The organism is Wolbachia endosymbiont (group B) of Dolichovespula media, assembly GCF_947179505.1.
GTDB lineage: Bacteria > Pseudomonadota > Alphaproteobacteria > Rickettsiales > Anaplasmataceae > Wolbachia.
Map to the genome: position 1 here is coordinate 532,174 of NZ_CAMXBR010000003.1, position 18,158 is coordinate 550,331.

At 34.3% G+C, this 18,158-nt stretch carries 14 protein-coding genes; 4 read left to right on the forward strand and 10 right to left on the reverse strand.

What is annotated here, in order from left to right; translation table 11 throughout:
• Nucleotides 1-497: 497 nt before the first annotated feature.
• Nucleotides 498-2,261: a group II intron reverse transcriptase/maturase gene (gene ltrA / locus OM967_RS05110; RefSeq protein WP_264337734.1), complete on the forward strand. Its 1,764-nt coding sequence runs from the start codon at nt 498-500 to the stop codon at nt 2,259-2,261.
• An 83-nt stretch (nt 2,262-2,344) separates the two neighbouring features.
• On the opposite strand, the gene OM967_RS05115 is transcribed toward ltrA, so the two are convergent.
• Entirely contained in the window at nt 2,345-2,902 is a 558-nt protein-coding gene (locus OM967_RS05115) for a DEAD/DEAH box helicase (RefSeq protein ID WP_264337735.1), read from the reverse strand.
• Between the two features lie 97 nt (nt 2,903-2,999).
• Between OM967_RS05115 and rimM the strand changes: the two genes are divergently transcribed.
• Genes rimM through OM967_RS05130 form a run of 3 tightly spaced genes read left to right on the forward strand, consistent with a single transcriptional unit; the run spans nt 3,000 to nt 4,819 of the window.
• Nucleotides 3,000-3,500 (forward strand): ribosome maturation factor RimM, encoded by a 501-nt coding sequence (rimM, locus tag OM967_RS05120; protein ID WP_006014540.1) that lies wholly within the window; start codon nt 3,000-3,002, stop codon nt 3,498-3,500.
• Nucleotides 3,501-3,559: 59 nt separating this feature from the next.
• Nucleotides 3,560-4,126 (forward strand): elongation factor P, encoded by a 567-nt coding sequence (gene efp / locus OM967_RS05125; RefSeq protein ID WP_211907535.1) that lies wholly within the window; start codon nt 3,560-3,562, stop codon nt 4,124-4,126.
• A complete protein-coding gene (locus tag OM967_RS05130) occupies nt 4,127-4,819 on the forward strand; it encodes an inositol monophosphatase family protein (RefSeq protein WP_264337736.1) in 693 nt (230 codons plus the stop codon).
• A gap of 321 nt (nt 4,820-5,140) precedes the next feature.
• Here OM967_RS05130 and hemA read toward each other — a convergent pair whose 3' ends face one another.
• The 9 genes from hemA to OM967_RS05175 all read right to left on the reverse strand — a co-directional run bounded on the left by hemA (nt 5,141) and on the right by OM967_RS05175 (nt 17,956).
• Nucleotides 5,141-6,337: a 5-aminolevulinate synthase gene (hemA, locus tag OM967_RS05135; protein ID WP_264337889.1), complete on the reverse strand. Its 1,197-nt coding sequence runs from the start codon at nt 6,335-6,337 to the stop codon at nt 5,141-5,143.
• Nucleotides 6,338-6,401: 64 nt separating this feature from the next.
• The gene (locus tag OM967_RS05140) at nt 6,402-8,234 is read right to left on the reverse strand and encodes an ankyrin repeat domain-containing protein (RefSeq protein ID WP_264337737.1); all 1,833 of its coding nucleotides are present in this window, start codon (nt 8,232-8,234) and stop codon (nt 6,402-6,404) included.
• A 152-nt stretch (nt 8,235-8,386) separates the two neighbouring features.
• Nucleotides 8,387-10,996 carry an ankyrin repeat domain-containing protein gene (locus OM967_RS05145; protein ID WP_264337738.1) on the reverse strand — a complete coding sequence of 870 codons (2,610 nt, stop codon included), beginning with the start codon at nt 10,994-10,996 and terminating at the stop codon, nt 8,387-8,389.
• A complete protein-coding gene (locus OM967_RS05150; RefSeq protein WP_264337739.1) occupies nt 10,969-11,496 on the reverse strand; it encodes a hypothetical protein in 528 nt (175 codons plus the stop codon). Before OM967_RS05150 ends, OM967_RS05145 begins: the two co-directional genes overlap by 28 nt.
• Nucleotides 11,497-11,534: 38 nt before the next feature.
• Nucleotides 11,535-13,439: a molecular chaperone HtpG gene (gene htpG, locus OM967_RS05155; protein ID WP_264337740.1), complete on the reverse strand. Its 1,905-nt coding sequence runs from the start codon at nt 13,437-13,439 to the stop codon at nt 11,535-11,537.
• A 150-nt stretch (nt 13,440-13,589) separates the two neighbouring features.
• Nucleotides 13,590-14,792, reverse strand: a complete 1,203-nt coding sequence (locus tag OM967_RS05160) for a KAP family P-loop NTPase fold protein (protein ID WP_250120196.1) — start codon at nt 14,790-14,792, stop codon at nt 13,590-13,592.
• A 51-nt stretch (nt 14,793-14,843) separates the two neighbouring features.
• Nucleotides 14,844-15,716: a hypothetical protein gene (locus tag OM967_RS05165; protein WP_264337741.1), complete on the reverse strand. Its 873-nt coding sequence runs from the start codon at nt 15,714-15,716 to the stop codon at nt 14,844-14,846.
• Nucleotides 15,717-15,834: 118 nt separating this feature from the next.
• The gene (gene recR, locus OM967_RS05170; protein WP_211908738.1) at nt 15,835-16,422 is read right to left on the reverse strand and encodes a recombination mediator RecR; all 588 of its coding nucleotides are present in this window, start codon (nt 16,420-16,422) and stop codon (nt 15,835-15,837) included.
• A 139-nt stretch (nt 16,423-16,561) separates the two neighbouring features.
• On the reverse strand, nt 16,562-17,956 hold the full coding sequence (locus OM967_RS05175; protein ID WP_264337742.1) for an ankyrin repeat domain-containing protein: 1,395 nt from the start codon (nt 17,954-17,956) through the stop codon (nt 16,562-16,564).
• Nucleotides 17,957-18,158 lie beyond the last annotated feature (202 nt).

Consider the following 18,158-nt stretch of genomic DNA (forward strand, 5'->3'; position numbering starts at 1 on the left):
TTCTCTTTGGTGTTGCAGTGAGGTAAGTCGTAGGATATTTCTCATCAGTGCGACCCTGAAAGTCGTGGTTTTGTGGTGGTTAAATTCCACTTTCCCTAGACATCGGGGATAATGTATATTTCACATTTTAAAGGGTGGCAACCTTTGGGATGCAAGCATGAGATAAAAGCAAGTAACACTAAACCTCATGGTGAATCCCTGCAAACAGAGTTAGATATGATTACGAGAGGAACCTATGTTTGAATTGTCGTCAAAGCATAGTATGCGAAAAGAGGTTGAACTACGCATAGACCAAAATGGTACGAAGCAAAAGGGGAACTAAAGATTGAAGACTTTAGTTATTGATGTTCCCAGCTTCCGGCAAATAGTAGGAATCTAAGTTTAACGTGAAACGAAGCCATGGAACGGAGTAACCACATAAAAGCTCTTATATTCATAAAAATATAAGTAGGTAGCCAACCACAAGCTGCTATGTGGAAGGATTGTTTAAGAAGCTAATGCCCAAAGTAATATCTGGGATACGCAGACGTAAACACTTTAATTTGGAAGGTAAAGTGGTGAATAGTAGTGAATATGTTATGGACCAGCAAAAAGCTAGGTATGAATGGAATGGAATTCCTTGGCGAAAGCTGAAGAAATCTTCATTTAAGCTACAAAAACGAATTTACCAAGCTTCTAAATGTAATGATATCAGAAAGATGCATAATCTTCAGAGATTATTACTCAAATCAACAAGTGCAAAAACACTCGCTGTTAGGAAAGTAACACAGGACAATAGGGGGAAGAAGACTGCAGGTATTGATGGAAAGGCTAATCTTAATCAAAAAGAAAGATTACAACTATCATATTCTTTAGATATAAAAGAAAAAGCAAAGCCATCAAGACGCGTCTGGATCCCAAAACCTGGTAAGCCATCGGAGCATCGCCCGCTTGGTATACCTACTATATCGTGTCGAGCAAAACAAACACTTGTAAAAATGGCTTTAGAACCAGAATGGGAGGCAAAACTTGAGCCAAACACTTATGGTTTTAGACCTGGTAGATCATGTCATGATGCAATTGAAGCCATATTTGATGTGCTAAAACAGAAAACAGCATATGTATTAGATGCTGATATTTCTGGATGTTTTGACAATATTAACCATAATAAACTGCTTGAAAAGCTCAATACCACACCAACGTTAAAGAAAATCATAAGAGGATGGTTAAGGGCAGGCGTTATGGAAGATGGAAAGTTTCAATCCACAAAACGTGGTACAATTCAAGGAGGGACGATCTCACCGTTGCTAGCTTGTGTTGCATTACACGGATTAGAGCAACATATCAAAAAAGCATTAACAAACGAACTCTTTCAATGCATGAAAAGAAAATATGGTAGGATATCGCATAAAAATGCGCAAAAGTCTATTAGTGTAATTTTCTACTGTGATGATTTTGTCGTCATACATGAAAGTGAAGAAATTATTCTTAGGGCAAAAGTTCTAGTTGAAGAATGGTTAAAAACCATTGGATTAGAATTAAAGCCTTCTAAGACAAAAGTTTCTCATACATTAAAAATCATTAATGGAATAAAACCAGGATTTGATTTTCTTGGATTTTCAATAAGACAATATCCAACAAAAGAAAGTAAGAAAGGTTACAAATTATTAATAAAACCAAGTCGTAATTCTATAAAGCAGCATATATTTGCTATTAAACATAAACTTAGAGAAATGCGTGGGGCGCCACAGGAAGTAGTAATAAGGAATCTCAATCCAATCATTAGAGGGTGGAGTCAATATTACTCTTCAGTAGTTTCATGTAAAATCTTTAGCTCATTGGATAATACTATACATAGAAAGCTCTGGAAGTGGGCAGTCTTTAGGCACCCAAACAAAGGGAAATGCTGGATAAAAAGAAAATACTTTAAAAAGTATAATAACGATAACTGGCGTTTTATGACAAGTAACAAGATACATCTTATTATACACAGCGATCATGTTATTAAACGACATATCAAAGTGCAAAAAACCAGATCTCCATATGATGGTGATTGGGTTTATTGGGGTAATCGTCTTAGAGAAATACCAGATAAGCCATCAAGAGTAATAAAACTATTGAAGTTACAACAAAGTAAATGCGGTAATTGTAGACTATGGTTTGAAAGTGATGATATAATAGAAATACATCATAAAGACCGGAATAGACGAAACAATATGATCAAAAATTTATCTTTGTTACATGGGCATTGTCACGATGAATTACACAGGAGGTGTGCATGACAAGCACCAAATTAGAGAGAAGCCGTATGAGGCGCAAAGTCTCACGTACGGTTTTGAAGTCGAGTGAAGAGGGGCGACCTTCTTCACTTAGACAACAGCTTGCACATGTTCTCAAAATCCTGCTGCTTGTTAATACTGTCTGCTTCATCAACACTAATCCACAACTTGGTATTTTGGTCTTTAAATTTACGATCATTTTCTTGCTGTAATAACAGGTCATGTGTCACTATAATTGTTGTAGGTTTAGTTGCCTTCAGTGCATTTTTAATTTCCTCAGCAGTTTTAGGTGTCCTAATGTTTACAGTAAATGCACTGCTCATCATTTTTTTAGCTTGATTCACTAGGTCACTACTTGGTACTGCAACCAGATGATGAAATCCTGCTTGGGCTAGTACATGACTCAGTATTCCAATGTCGTAAGTCTTACCAAATCCAGTTTCTGCATCGATCATAACATTACAGTTAGCAATGGAAGGGTTTTTGAGATGTTCCAATATCCCTTTAACAACAGATTTACGACGTGCTACTATTATAGATTCCTTTGTATCATCAAGTTTTATAGATTCACCTTTTAGCTTGCAGTTGATTTTTTCTAAGCTACTTATAATACTTTGCCTTTCTTGATTACTGATAGAACTCACACATTACCCGCTATAATTATTACAATATTAATTGTATGTTAATTCAATAAATTGCCAATTCTATGGACAAAAAGCTGATTTCAACTATCATATTAATATGAATATATGCCTCGGAATAATTACTTCTCCCCATGGAATCAAAGGAGCTGTCAAAATAAAAACCTTTACTGAAAAGCCCGAAAATATTTTCCTATATGGTGAACTAATAATCGGAAGTGAAAATTATAAAATAAGCTTGGTGTCTGTTGTCAGTAATAATTTAGTAATAGCAACAATTAGCGGTGTGAATTCCCGTAATGAAGCAGAGCTTTTAAGAAATAAAAAGTTATATATAGAAAGAGATAAGCTACCACAGTTAAATGATGAGGATGAATTTTACCAAGATGATCTTGTGAATATGGAAGTAAGACTAGAGAGTAATGAATTATATGGCTATGTGAAGTCTGTGAATAATTTCGGCTCGGGGGATATATTAGAAATTTTGGTTATCAGCACAAAAAAAAACATTATGTTATCTTTTACTAAAGAAGTATTTCCATACATCAACATGAAGGAAAGGTATATAGTAATCAACATGCCAGAATTCATTGGCCAATAAAAATTTTGATATTTGTATAAAGTTATTTATAATAACCAGACCAAATTAAAAGTGTAATTATGGCAGAAAGGGCTAATGATATCAGGCCAGGTCAGGTACTAGAACATAACGGTGGATTGTTTTTGGTTGTAAGTATTATGCATACTCAACCTGGTAAAGGTGGTGCATATATACAAGCTGAAATGAAAAATATCCAAACAGGAGCAAAGTACTATGAGAGGTTTCGCTCTGATGCAACAATCAGAAGGGCAATTTTAGATGAAGAGGAATATGTTTATCTCTTTACTGAAGGGAATATCGTAAATCTTATGCATCCAAGTAGTTACGAGCAGATTGTTATAAATTTAGACTTATTAGGGGAAAAGAAGGCTTATTTGCAAGATAATATGAAAATTAAAGTAGTAACTTATCAAGATAAAATAATTTCTGCACATGTGCCTGATCACGTTACACTAACTGTAAAAGAGACAGAGTCTGTTATCAAAGGTCAGACTGTTACTGCTTCTTATAAGCCTGCAATTTTGGAAAACGGAATACGTGTTAACGTGCCTCAATTTATAAAAGAAGGGGATAAAATTGTATTACATACTCTTGATAACAGCTATTACGAAAGAGTAAAAGAGTAAATGGCCATTTCATCACCACGAATCAATGTGATGCTTGATTCTGTACGCAGTGCCTCCAAGCAGCTTATACGTGATTTTAATGAATTGCAAATTTCAAGCGTTAAGTCAGCAGACTTTATCAATAAAACTTATTCGAAATCCAAGCAACTTATGTACGATTGCTTGAAAAACTACAACCAGAACTATGACTTTATTTTTGAAGACAATGTAGGCCAAGATCTAAAAGAAAGCAGTTATACTTGGTTTATTATGCCTATAGAAGGCAAGGAAAACCTTTTTAGTTGTATGGTTTATTTTGCAGTATCAGTTTGTCTCATTCATAAAAACAGAGTTGTAGCAGCTGTGATTGATGCTCCAGCCCTTAGAGAAACTTTCTGGGCAGAGGAAAAGAAAGGAGCTTTTCTTGAAGATTTCAAATCTCGCCATGTAAAAATGCGGATGAAAGCTCGTGAAGGGGGAATAATAGACATAAGTGGTAATTTGTTAAATAAATTACCACTTGACAATAATAATCTACGCTCCCTTGGCTCAACGGTACTAGGTTTTGCATATCTTGCTGCCGGAAGATACAATGGAATAATTTACTCTGGAATTAATAAATATAAAACTTCACTCGGTAGGCTTTTTCTGCAAGAAAGCGGTGGGAGATTAAGGGAAGATAACGCGCTTGTCATTGCTGGAGATATAAACTAAAGTTCATTCAAAAGAGCAAAAGTCACGTAGTGAAAATAATAAATGGTCTTACCTACCCCTCATTGCAGCAGGGTGGCAAAATAAGATAGACGAGAAAAGACAACTATAGGAACAAATAGGTGTCATTCCAGCACGTGACACTAGAATCCAGATTGTTTAGACTGGATCCTATGGTCAAGCCATAGGATGACAAAAGAGTAAACTTTACCTGTGTGAGCTATAGATCCCAGTGTTAGCTACTTTCATGATAAGAAATAAAGCACTGATTTTGTACATTAACTATGCTTTTAAATAGATACCTTATTCTTGGCAACTTTAAACTCAACAACAGACACAAACAGATAATTTCTCAAAAACTTTTACAAGAGATTTTGTTAAATGCTCTATCATTTCATTTGTATGGTAAGGCGTAGGAGTAATACGGAAGCGCTCAGTCCCCTTTGAAACTGTTGGGTAATTTATATGTTGTACATATATTCCATACTCATCAAATAACAATTTTGATGCTTTTTTGGACAACTCAGGATCGCCAATTATGATTGGAATTATATGAGTTTCTGTTTGCATAAAATTCACTCCTGCGTTTCTCAGTGAGTCTTTTACCTTTTCAACAGACTGCTTTTGCTTCTCTCTTTCAACATTGCTCGATTTTAAATGCTCAACGCTTGCCTTTGCTGCTGCTGCTAAAACGGGTGACATAGCAGTAGTAAAAATAAATCCTGGGGCTGAACTTCTTATTACATCCACCAAGCTCTTTGAAGACGCTATATATCCACCCATCACTCCAAAAGCCTTTGATAATGTACCCTGAATAACAGTTATTCTATCCATCAAACCTTCTCTTTCTGCAATTCCGCCACCGCGCAGTCCATACATGCCAACTGCGTGTACCTCATCCAAATAGGTAATTGCATTATACTGATCTGCTAGATCACATATCGCTTCAAGCGGTGCTACATCACCATCCATTGAGTATACAGATTCAAGTGCTATTATTTTCGGCGTTTTTATATCTATAGACTTTAGCAACTGCTCTAAGTGATCAACATCATTATGCCTAAATATGTGCTTCGGTCTTTTTCCTGATTTTATACCTTCTATCATTGAAGAATGGTTTTTCTCATCTGAAAAAATTACCACGCCCGGAATAACAGACGATAAAGTACTAAGTGTAGTTTGGTTGGCAAGATAGCCACAAGCAAAAGTTAAAGCAGCTTCTTTTTGATGCAAGTCAGCCAAAGACTTCTCGAGCTCAACAACTTCCTTTGTTGTACCTGATATATTTCTTGTTCCTCCAGCACCAACAGATGAATTTTGAATAGCAGCAATGACACTATCGTTTTGTGACATTCCCAGATAATTATTACTGCACCAGACAATAACCTCTCTATTTCTTTCATAATCCATAATATAGGGAAGTTTGCCAGGTAATGACGCAAAATGCGTGAATTCACGATAGCGCCCTTCTTCTTTTATATCTTTGATTTTATTTAAGAATATTTCTTCGTAGTCTACCAAGTTTTTATCTATTAACAACCAATATAATTATAATAAATTATTAAATGATAGACTACTATATTTATTACTTAGACTGACATTCTTCTGTCTGCATAACCTTTTTGACCTGATTATCCTCAACTAAGCTTTTAGGCCTATAGCAGTACGTAATTGTAGCTGCAATAAGACAACAAACTGCAACTGCTATTCCTATTGCTAACATTTCCAAGTAAACTGCAACAGCTGCTCCTAAGGCAATAACAGTTATTGCAAGCGCAGAAGCAGCTACGACATACTTTTTTGTGTTTTGTGGATCATTCTTTAAATTTCTTGGTACGGTTGCTGAATAGCCTAAAAATGACATAAATTCCAAAAATCCCTTATTTCCTCGTTTTTTTGCCATATCTAAAGAGCTTTCTTTCAAAAGAGTATCTAATGGTGTATTAATAATTGGATCATTTTCTAAATACGGGCTTGCACCATTGTCTAGTAGCAATTTTGCAGATTTTTTACGCCCTTCATTTATTTCTCGATTATAAGCTATAACATGCAACGCAGTACCAATATTATTGCTTTGCATATTAACATACCTTTCTTTATCTTCTGCTGCACTTATTAAAATAGCAACTACATCAGGATGGCCATTATCAGCAGCTAAGTGCAGTGCAGTTTCATCATTATTATTCTGTAAATAAAGATCTGCATTGTTTTGTAAAAGTAATTCCACCATTGCCGAATTACCTTCTGCAGAAGCGTACATCAAAGGAGTAAAGTTATACCGATCTTTAGCATCAACTGTTGCGCCACGATCTATTAGCAATTCCGCAACATCTAAATGTCCATAATACACTGCTTCATATAAAGGAGTTACTCCGCTGCCTGTACTACTCACTGAATTAACATTTGCACCGTTATCAAGTAAAAGCTTCACAAAATCTTTATGACCATTTCTAGCAGCTAAATGAAGTGCAGTGTCACCACCTACTTTTGTTTTTGATTTAATCTCAATATTTGCACCACATTCTAGTAAACGCCTGCCAAGCTCAACATTACCTTTTTGTGCTGCAACGTGTAAACGAATAAATCCATCATTATCATAATCTGTGAAACGTTCATTAATATCGTCTAGTAAACTTTCCCTACCAGCTTTTAATTCCTCAGGAATGATAAGTGTTACTTTACCATTTTCATACTCTACTTCACCGTTATGAAATTTAAGTGTGAACTCTAAAATAGCATCAACCCTGCATATTTCCCTATTTGTATCAAGTTCCCTGACAGGCATACTTGGACAATACTGAATATTGAGAGAACCTTGGCTATTATATACAATACTTATCTTTCTATCGTTGGCATGAGGCAAGCTTAGTTTATGCTTAGAGAATATAGGAGAGAGCTGCATTAACAAAGAGCCATCATACCCAGCCTGATTGCAACTAGTAATTAACTCTTCCAGTATATAGTCATTTGGAACTTCTGCTTTAGCATATTTAAAAATTTCCGTAAAAACATACTTTGCAAACAGACGTTTATCATCTCCCTCATTATATTTATCATATAACCCTTTAATGAAACTATTATCTATAGTGCGATCATTGATTACAAAAAAATCCGTTCTATATAGGTCTTGATAAGCTGTGTTACCAGACTTTACATCTTCATCATTCTCATTTGCCTTTACTTGACCCAGCAGAGATTGTGTTAGCTGAAATTCTAACGTAGTTACTGCACTAGATTTAGTATCAGAATTATTAACGCCAGATTCCTCTTGACTTTCATTACCTGAATCCTCAGAACGACGGCGCTCTTTTTCCTCTCGTTCTAAAATTTCAAACCCTTCTTCAGTTCCCGAATCCCTAGAATCTGATTTCTTTAAAATTTTGTTTGATTCCTGTGATACAAAATCTGAACCTAACATGTTTTTCCTCCTAATTAGTAGCTAAGCTAAGTGTAGCATTAAATGGCAATTTTGTCAACTTAGCAAGCATCTCTTCGTAGTCCACCAAGTTTTTATCTATTAACAATCAATATAATTATAATAAATTATTAAATGATAGACTACTATATTTATTACTTAGACTGACATTCTTCTGTCTGCATAACCTTTTTGACCTGATTATCCTCAATTAAGCTTTTAGGTCTACAGCAGTATGTAACTGTAGCTGCAATAAGACAACAAGCTGCAACTGCTATTCCTACCGCTAACATTTCCAAGTAAACTGCAACAGCCACCCCTGAAACAATACCGGCTATTGCAAGCGCAGAAGCAGCTACAACATACTTCTTTGTATTTTGTGGATTTTTTTTGAGGCCACTTTTGCTGCTTTGCTCATTAATTCTTGGCAATTCTGTTTTTGGCTGTCCATTTCCGTTAGCAACTTGTTCTACATGCTTAGTAGGTTGATTAACGTTAATATTATTATTAACATCTTCAATTTCAATCGAAAGAAGTTCATCTTCATCATCACTTGTTAATTCTACTCTTAAAGTACAAAGAACAGAATTACTAGAAACAGTACCATTAGCTGTTGCTTCAGCTTCCACTGTGTCAATTACAGATATTCTTGTTTCATGACCTTCTTCACTAATTTTTTCAAATGGAGAATTACTATTAGAGTCTGAGGAAGTTCCGGCAGAGCAATCACTTTTATTACCTTCAAGTTTAGAAAAATCATCATCTTCAGAACTCAGTGATGGTGAATCTGATTCACGTTCTTTAACCTTTTCCACAGGAATTTGTTGACCACTTGCATTAGCTTCTACATCATTGCCTACTGATGATGCATCAATGTGCTCGAGCTCGTTTTTAAGCAATGCTATTATTTGTGCAAGATCCTCTTTCTGCTTACCCTCTCCCAAGCTTGTCATCTTGTCATTTGCTTGACTCAAGAGCTTCTGTAAAGTGGATTTATATACACTATCATCTAATTTCTTTAATAAATCTATCATAGTATCACGATTGATTCTATCGACAGCATCAGACAATTTTTCCCCTATAATTTTTTCATTTCCAGGCATTTTACCTTCCTCACAATTATTACCTATAGCTTCTTCTATTGAAGCCTCTTCATTATTCATAATATTCTCTACTTTATCAACAATGTTTCTTTGCGGCTGTTGATTATCAATATTTTTGGATTCTGGATCTTTTTTAATATTTAAATGCAAAGGTGTTTTATCATCTAAACCTTCAAGAAATTTTGTGATTTTTGATTCACTAGAAGATTTTTCCCTGTTTTCTTCCCTTACCAAATATAAACTTTTCGTTCCTACCAGATCTAAAGCTGTTTTGCCATCTCTATCTTTAATGTTGCAATCAGCTCCCTTGTTTACAAGTAATTTTACTATTTCGAATTTATCATGGTAAGCAGCCCAATGTAAAGCTGTTCTGCCATGCCTCTCATCTTGAACATCAACATTAGCACCATTTTTAATAAGCAAGCCGATTAATTCTAAATTATTACGTGCCACAGCCCAATGCAAAGGTGCATGCCCTGAATTGTCTATACTATTAATATCAGCAATTTTATGATTAATAATAGTCTTTGCTACATCTATAAAATCTTGTTGTATAGCATAGTGCAAAAATTTTTCTGACATATCAGAAACTCTAGACCTGGCTTCAGTATCTTTAAATTTATCTAATACCGCTTTCACGCATTCTTGATTACGAATAGACAACGCCCTTCGAAGTTTTTCACATATGCTATGCCAAAGTAGAATAGTACTTCGATTTTTTTCCAAATCTTCTAATAAAAGCTTAGTATAGCGCTGTCCACCAACACCAATAAGTAGCCTATCGAGCCCTTCATCTTGCGTAAATAATATACTTTTATGCGTTTCTGCATACCTTTCCACAAGTGTGTCATCAGCTGCAATGGCTAGTAGTGAAAGCTCTTTTACTGAATAATTATAATAACCATTTGTTTCATCATAGCTATTATTCAACAGCACATTGTGCATATGATCAGTCAAATTAAGCTGTTGAGAGCAAAAATCCTTCAAATTACCACAATTCAAATCAGTAATAAATCTATCGCTTTCCTCTATATTATTTATAGTTTTATCTAAATCTGCGTAATCACCATAATTTTTTGCTTTATTTATAACGTCTATTAATCCATCAAAGGTTAAATTTTCAGGGATAATGGTAAATTCTTCTTCATTATGCCTTGGTTCTATATTAATCTGATCTTGAGGCCAAAATAACTCTGTTGCTACAACTGCTGTAACTTCTGCAACACCTACCAATACATTCGCAACATTACCTAAAATGCCTGGATCAGTAACTACTTTGTTTGCTACTTCACTACTATCAGATGAACTCTCAGTAATAGACAAGTCTTCAGCAGCAAATGACTTAGGTCCTTCATTCATATTTTTCTCAAGAGTCTCTGTAATTCTATTATCCTCATCTTCGAAATGCCTATTTATTTCATCTAACAAACTTTTGCCATCAGCTTTGTAATTCTCTAATTGTTCAGGAATGGCAAATGTTACTTTGCCGTTTTCATACTCTACCTTACTATCTCGAAACTTAAGGGTGAACTCTAAAATAGCATCAACCCTGCATATTTCTTTACCCAGTTGCTTAACAGGCATATTTGGAAAATATTTAACGTTTAAAGAATCCTGATCACTACAGACAATCTCTATATGTCTATCATTAGCATCAGGCAATTGCAAATCGTGTCCCAAAATATAGGAGAGAGCTGCATTAACAAAGAGCCATCATAACCAGCCTGATTGCAACTAGTAATTAATTCTTCTAATAGATTATCATTTGGAATTTCTGCTTTAGCATGTTCAAACATTTTTGTAAAAACATGTTTTGCGATTTGGCGTTGGTCATTTTGATTACATTTATCACGAAGCTGGCTAACGAAATTCTTGTCTATAACTTGACCATTAATTACAAAATCCATCCTGGGTAGATCTTTGTAAGCTTGCTTGCCAGAATTTGCATCCCTATTACTCTCACTTGCCTTTACTTGACTTAGCAGAGATTGTGTTAGTTGAAACTGTAACGTAATTGGTACACTAGGTTCAACATCAGAATCCCTCACATCAGCTTCTTCTTGACTCTCATTACTTGAATCTCCAGAATGGCGACGCTCCCTTTCTTCTGCAGTATCTACTGCTGGCGGCATGAGCCCACCAAATAAATTCCAACCACCCATGATTTACCCCCCGACCATTAGCTAAGTTAATTATAGCATTAAACAGAAATTTTGCCAAGCAAATTATTGAGTCTTTTAGCAAACAGACTTACGTCTTCCATCTCTTCACCTTCCACTATACAAGCTTGATAGAACAATAAGTAAATCATATCTCCAAGTGTTGGATTTTCACCATTTTCAGCGTGAGATTCCATTATGTTTCTTATCAAAGGATGCTTAATGTTAATTTCAAGTACTTTTGGCGTGCGGTAATTTAGCTGCTTCTGTTCACGTAAAAAACGCTCCATACGAAGATCCATAGTTCCTTCATCAACTGCTAGACACACAGGACTATCGGTTAATTTCTTAGAGATCTTTACACTTTTTACTAAGCTTCCAAGAACCTTGGTGAAGTATTCGAGTATAGAATCCGCGTTTTCTTCGCTTTTGTTTTCATCTGATTTATTTTCTTCATCTTTCTTACCTTCTTCTGAAGAGAATTTTTCTAAATCAACATCAGCACGAGTTACAGATTTAAATTTTTGATCTTTATATTCATGAATCACGCTAGTCCAGAAATCATCAACTGGATCAACAAATAGAAGCACTTCCAATCCTTTGCTGACGAATCCTTCAAGTTGTGGACTGTTTTTTACTGAATCGAGACTATTTCCTGTGAGATAGTAGATATGTTCCTGTTCAGGCTTCATTCTGCTTATATAATCATCAATGCTAACTAGCTTATCATCACTGGTGCTATGAAATCTGCAAATGGAAAGCAATGCTTCTCTTTCATCAGTTGGCATAGCTTCGCAAAGACCTTCTTTTAACACCGCACCAAAATTGCCCCAGAATTTTGTGTATTCCTCTAAATTATCTTTTGCTTTTTTGCCGAGCTCTGATACCGCGCGTTTAGTTAGGGATTTCCTAATCTGCTCAACAACGCGATTATTCTGCAGTGTTTCTCTGCTGATGTTAAGAGGCAAATCTGGTGAATCAACCACACCTTTCAAGAAACGCAGGTATTGTGGTATAATTTGCACATTATCTTCAGTAATAAATACTTTATTGACATATAACTTTACAGAGCAGCGTCTATCTGGATGAAACAAATCATAAGGCTTGATAGAAGGAACATAAAGCAAATTCGTATATTCTATTGCACCTTCATTTTTATTATGCAGTATCATCCAAGGCTCACCACCTACGTGCGCAACACCGCGGAAGAAGTCGTTGTGCTCTTCTTGAGTAACGTCATTTTTTGGCTTAGTCCAAATTGCAGCTTTGCTATTTAATTTTTCACTTTTCCCTTCTTCATTTACAAATTCAACAGGAAAATTTATGTGATCTGAATAAGTAGTAACAATGTTTTCAATACGGAATTTGTCTAAAAATTCACTTTCTTCAGGACGAATGATGAGCGTAATTTTTGTTCCACGAGAGATTTGACCATCTAACTTGCTGATTGAATATTCTCCATCTCCTTTAGATTTCCATACCCAAGATTCTTCTTCTCCGGCTTTCCTTGACTCTACTATAACTTCTGAGGCAATCATGAAGCTTGAATAAAAACCAACACCAAACTTTCCAATCAGTTCTACAGCTTGGTTTGAATCTTTATTATTCTTAATTGCATCCAAGAATTTTTGCGTACCAGAACTTGCAATCGTGCCAAGATTATCTATTAAATCTTGCCTGTTCATGCCAATTCCATTGTCGGTTATATACAGCTCATTCTTATCTTTACTGGAGCTAATAGTAATCTTCAATTCATCGCTTGAATCTAGTAAATTAGGATTTAATTGCGATTCATAGCGCAATTTATCACATGCATCTGATGCATTTGATATTAACTCACGCAAGAAAATATCCTTATTGGTATAAAGTGAATGAATTACTATATTTAGTACTTTGCCTACTTCAGCGTCAAATTTTAAACTTTCAGTTTCTTGTATGTTGTGCATTTTGAGCTCCATTATTAGCCTGCTATTCTAATAATTTAAGTATTGCACAGCGATCTTTCAAGGTCATATATGCTAAAATTTATGTGAGCCAATTTGTCATGCAAGCTGAAATGATAAGAAGAGGGTTCTGTTCTACAATTCTCTTTATTCTTAGAATAAGATATCTCTTATTTGCTTCAAAGATTTGTGAGTCTTTGATTCTTTTTCTTTAAAAGTAGTCTCAAGAGAAGTTTTAAGATTTTCCCATTCTTCCTGACCGTTTAGAATCAAAGCGCTCTCAATCTTCTCCAGTGCCTTCTGAGGTGATGAATATAATTCCTCATACAAATCAGTGTTTACTGACTGTAGTATTACTAAAAATGTAAATAAATTCGGATCAATTTTCGCATAACATAGCTTTATTTTCTTTACGCAGTATTCTATTGCCTGCAATGATAATGAGAAGCTTTCTGCATAAAATATAAAGCTATCTATAATTAAGCTCTTTGATTTTTTCGGCAATTCAATATTTTGAAACAGCTTTCTTGTAAATTTCTCTATTGGCTGTTTTGGCAAATGCAAAGAGAGATCAGTAAAAGATTTTAGGCTGAAATTTGGTCCAAGTATTGTGCTGATTGCTCTTTGCACGTTACTTTTATCTTGACTAACAGAGATAATGAAAACCAGTCCCTCAACATCAAGCATGTACTTTATGGATTCTAAAAAATCGACAATGAATTTGGGGCGGCATATATCAAGATTATCGACCATTATATAAATGTTTTTACCTTTTCTGATTTTGTTAACCACATCTGCTAGTTGTATTTTAAAATCTCTAATGTTCTCTTTTCTCCTTTGGAGAAGATTTAATTCACCCAAGACAAAACCTATGTCTTTCTTATCAGCCTCTTTTGCAGCATCGAGAAATACTGAAAGCATAGCGAGTGGAGATTTACTGATTAGCTTTCCTAATGTATTGAGAGAAAATAGTTCTTGTTTTATGTTTTTGAACTGCTGTATAACACTTCTTTTTACTTCGTATGATGCAAATAGATCCTCAAACAGGAAATGCAAAAAAGAAGGCAATGGTTGATCTAGCGCACTAATATCCCATGCGCTGTAATAAGCTGCAATTTCATTTTGCTGCTCTAGATCCTTTACCCATTCTTTCAAAAAAAATGTCTTACCCCACTCATTATATCCTTCTAAGGATACGATCGAAAAAGACTGATCAATTGTCTTAATTATATTACTAAATCTACTTGCAACTTGCTTATAGCCTAAGCAATCACCTTCCCAAGTTATTACCTTGGGTAGATGTTCCGTTTCTTTTTTTCTGAAGGTTATTAGGGATGTAAGTTTTTTTAAGCACATAAGACTCTTACACTATATTTTACTATAGTATTTTATAAGTTAAGAATCAGTTTACTTAAATAATCCATAATTTTCTATCACTGCAGAAATGGAAAGGTTCTTCAAGCTGCTTTCGGGACTATATTGAATATCTATGCCGGTTAATTCTTTTACCCTTCCTTCTGTATCTTTTGTTAACCTTTGTGTTAAACCATCTACATTGCCAGAACTTATCATTCCCATAACAGAAAATTTCCCATTTGAAATATACTCCTTCTCTATCAGTGGGGATATTTTAATTATCCTATCTAGGCTCTCACGATTGGTTATTGATAATTTACCTTCTTGTTGAAGTAGATATAACTTTTCTATCATCTCAGCTCTATTACCGGAGTGGTTCTTTACAAGATCCTCTAATAGTTTTTCATGTTCATCTATAGGCACATGAATATACATTAGCCACAAAAGAAGAACTAGGTCCGTATTATCTTTTGTTATCTCCCTTATTTTACTTGCCTGAACGCTTGCATAAAAATAAGGATCCTTTCCATCATAAGAATAACTAAACCTCGACACCCCCGACCTAATTTGATCACCAATTCTTACTCGAATCACATTTTTCAGATTTGCAATAGATCTATGCTCTTGTTCCATTACTTTAAACATTTTTGAAGAATCTATTTTTGTGATATATGGGTCATATTTGATTTTAAATTTAGGTTCAATATTCATCAGATCTCTTTTTAGTTCATATTTGATTTCAAGTTCAGGCTCAATATTTATCAGATCTTTTTTAACCAGATGATCTTCTATTATATATCCAATTCGTTTACTATCTGCGTATTCTTTGTTAAATAGCGCAATGAAATCAAGAGCGGTTGATCTTGATTTTTTGATTAACCAATTATAAGTATAACGTACTCCATCTAGTGCAAAAGTTAACATAACCCCTCATTTTAAAACATCATATTTAAATGTATAATATTTTCAATTAGTAAGCAAGTTTCTAGGCTGAAGTATGTTATAGTATTTTTAAGGTATGTTGCTCAGAAGAAATGGAATATTATTTAATATCCTGTCTTGACGTAAGTGCTATCTTCAGCGTCCCTTCATCTAGGTAGTCAATTTCTCCACCTATCGGTATACCACAAGCAAGGCGCGATATTTTTACATTCGAATTCTTTAGCAATTCAATTATATATTGCGCAGTAACTTGGCCTTCTAATGTTGGGTTGATTGCAATGATGACCTCTTCAATTTTAAATTCTGTAACTCTTTTGGGAATGTTATCAAGATTCAGTTCTTTTGGACCTATACCATTTATTGCTGATAGCCTTCCACCCAAAACATGATACATACCTGAATATATATTTCCTTTTTCAAATGTCCATAGATCACCCAACTCTTCTACTACACACATTAACTTGGTGTCACGCTTTGGGTTAATACAAATAGAACATGGCGATTTAATATCTAGGTTTCCACAAATTTTGCACTCTATTATAAGATCCGCTAGCTCTCTAATCAAAGATGCAAGCGGTAGCATGACTTTCTCTTTATTTTGGAGCAAATGTATAACTAACCTTCTTGATGACGATGGCCCTAAATTTGGCAATTTAGAAAAAGCATGAACTAAATTCCTTATATTAATGTTCATTCAGTAAATTCAAGATAGTTCAAAAATGATAACATCAAACCTTTCGTAAAGAAAGTAGTAAGTCTTTATCTTGATTAGCTATAGAAAAATTTTTCCACTTTTCTCAGAAATTGTCTTGAAAAAAGTAGTGTAATCACAATCTACTGTAACTTAAGTCTGACTCAGGTGTAACTGAAATTATCTCATACATTTGCGTAGTTTCTACAGTACCTCTTTTTTGAAAGTGACGCAATTTATTTTTCAACATGTTTCTTTCTTCTACATAATTGTCTGATTCTTTATTCAAACTAGAATTTTTTTCTTCATACTTGGAAAGTATTGTATCGATCAAATAATTAAAAAATAATATTAGACCTGTAGTGTTGGCAAGCAATGCAAGAGAATAATATAACATATCTTCGCTCACTTCTTCATTTATTATGTCATGGGAATTTCTATACATTCTAAAACAAGAGCCAAAGGCTGCTAAGCATACACAAGTAAGTTTTGTTTTGCTTAGGATGCACTTAATTCGCGCTAGTTTTTTATTATTATCTTCTAATTTTATACGCAACTCACTAATTTTACTACTATAGTGCTTAATAAACAATTCTATTGCCTCTTGGTTATTAGTATAATTATATGCTTTGTAAGATTCCTTATCTATGAGTTCAGTATCTATATCCTTTGATTTGAGAAGCTCTTTAATTGCTTCATTTTTGTTAAGAAGCACAGCTTCGTGTAGAGGTGTGTACTCATTTTCAACATTTTTTCTTCTGTTAATATTTTTATCAGTTAAGTAGTTAAAAAGAGCTGAAATGCATTCTGAATTATTACCTTCAATAGTCAGAGTAATTACGTCTTTTTTGTCTTTGTTCTTAGTATTAATAACTTTGAAAAGCGGCTTTTCATCCTCTTCCTTATGTTCAAAATATTTGTGCTTGTAAAACTCATTTGCACGGTATGGCTCCTTAAGAATACACAAAAGCTTTTTTACAAAATCAGCATGATTTTTTTTAATAGCCACATGTAAAGGTGTGTCCTGATTTTTTTCATCTTTCAACAATAAGGCATCATACAAACAACCCTCTTTATATAAAAAATTAATCTCTTGATCAAAAGAGATATCTTCTTCTCCTTCACAGATATTTAGTAGCCGTGACCCTATACTTTCTGTAGTACTGTAATCAATTGCAGAGCTACGTTGCACTTTAGATTGATAAAGGGTTACGTTCATACTATTCCTACCTGTAAACAACCTAGCTATACCTCTAAATATTCCAGCTATACCTGATTCACTCCGAGCAGAACAAGGCGTTTTATCTTGAATGTGAATCTCAACATTTTCATTAGAAAAAAGTTCTAAAACATGCGAGCTGCCTCTTCTACTGGAAAAAGGCGCCTCATTCTTTTTATCTTTAGCTTTAACACTATTCTCTAGCTTTGCATTCGAAGCACTTATAGGGTTAGCTAAACAATCAAAATCCGTATTTTTAGATACAAAGTCTTCTGATTGAAAATTTGCTGCAGCGTTTATTTCACTTTTCATATTTCTTTTTTTACAGAAGTTGCATTTCAGGTAGGGTATCTCATCTTTAAAATTTTTCAACTCTATTTAAATTTTTTTAAAATAGTTTTTGATAAAAATATTTATGACACTAATTTTTGTGTTAAATTTTTAGAAGATTTTATAGCTAAAAATTGTATCCGTTCAGATGCATGGCTAATGTGCACATATTGAAACCAGTGCT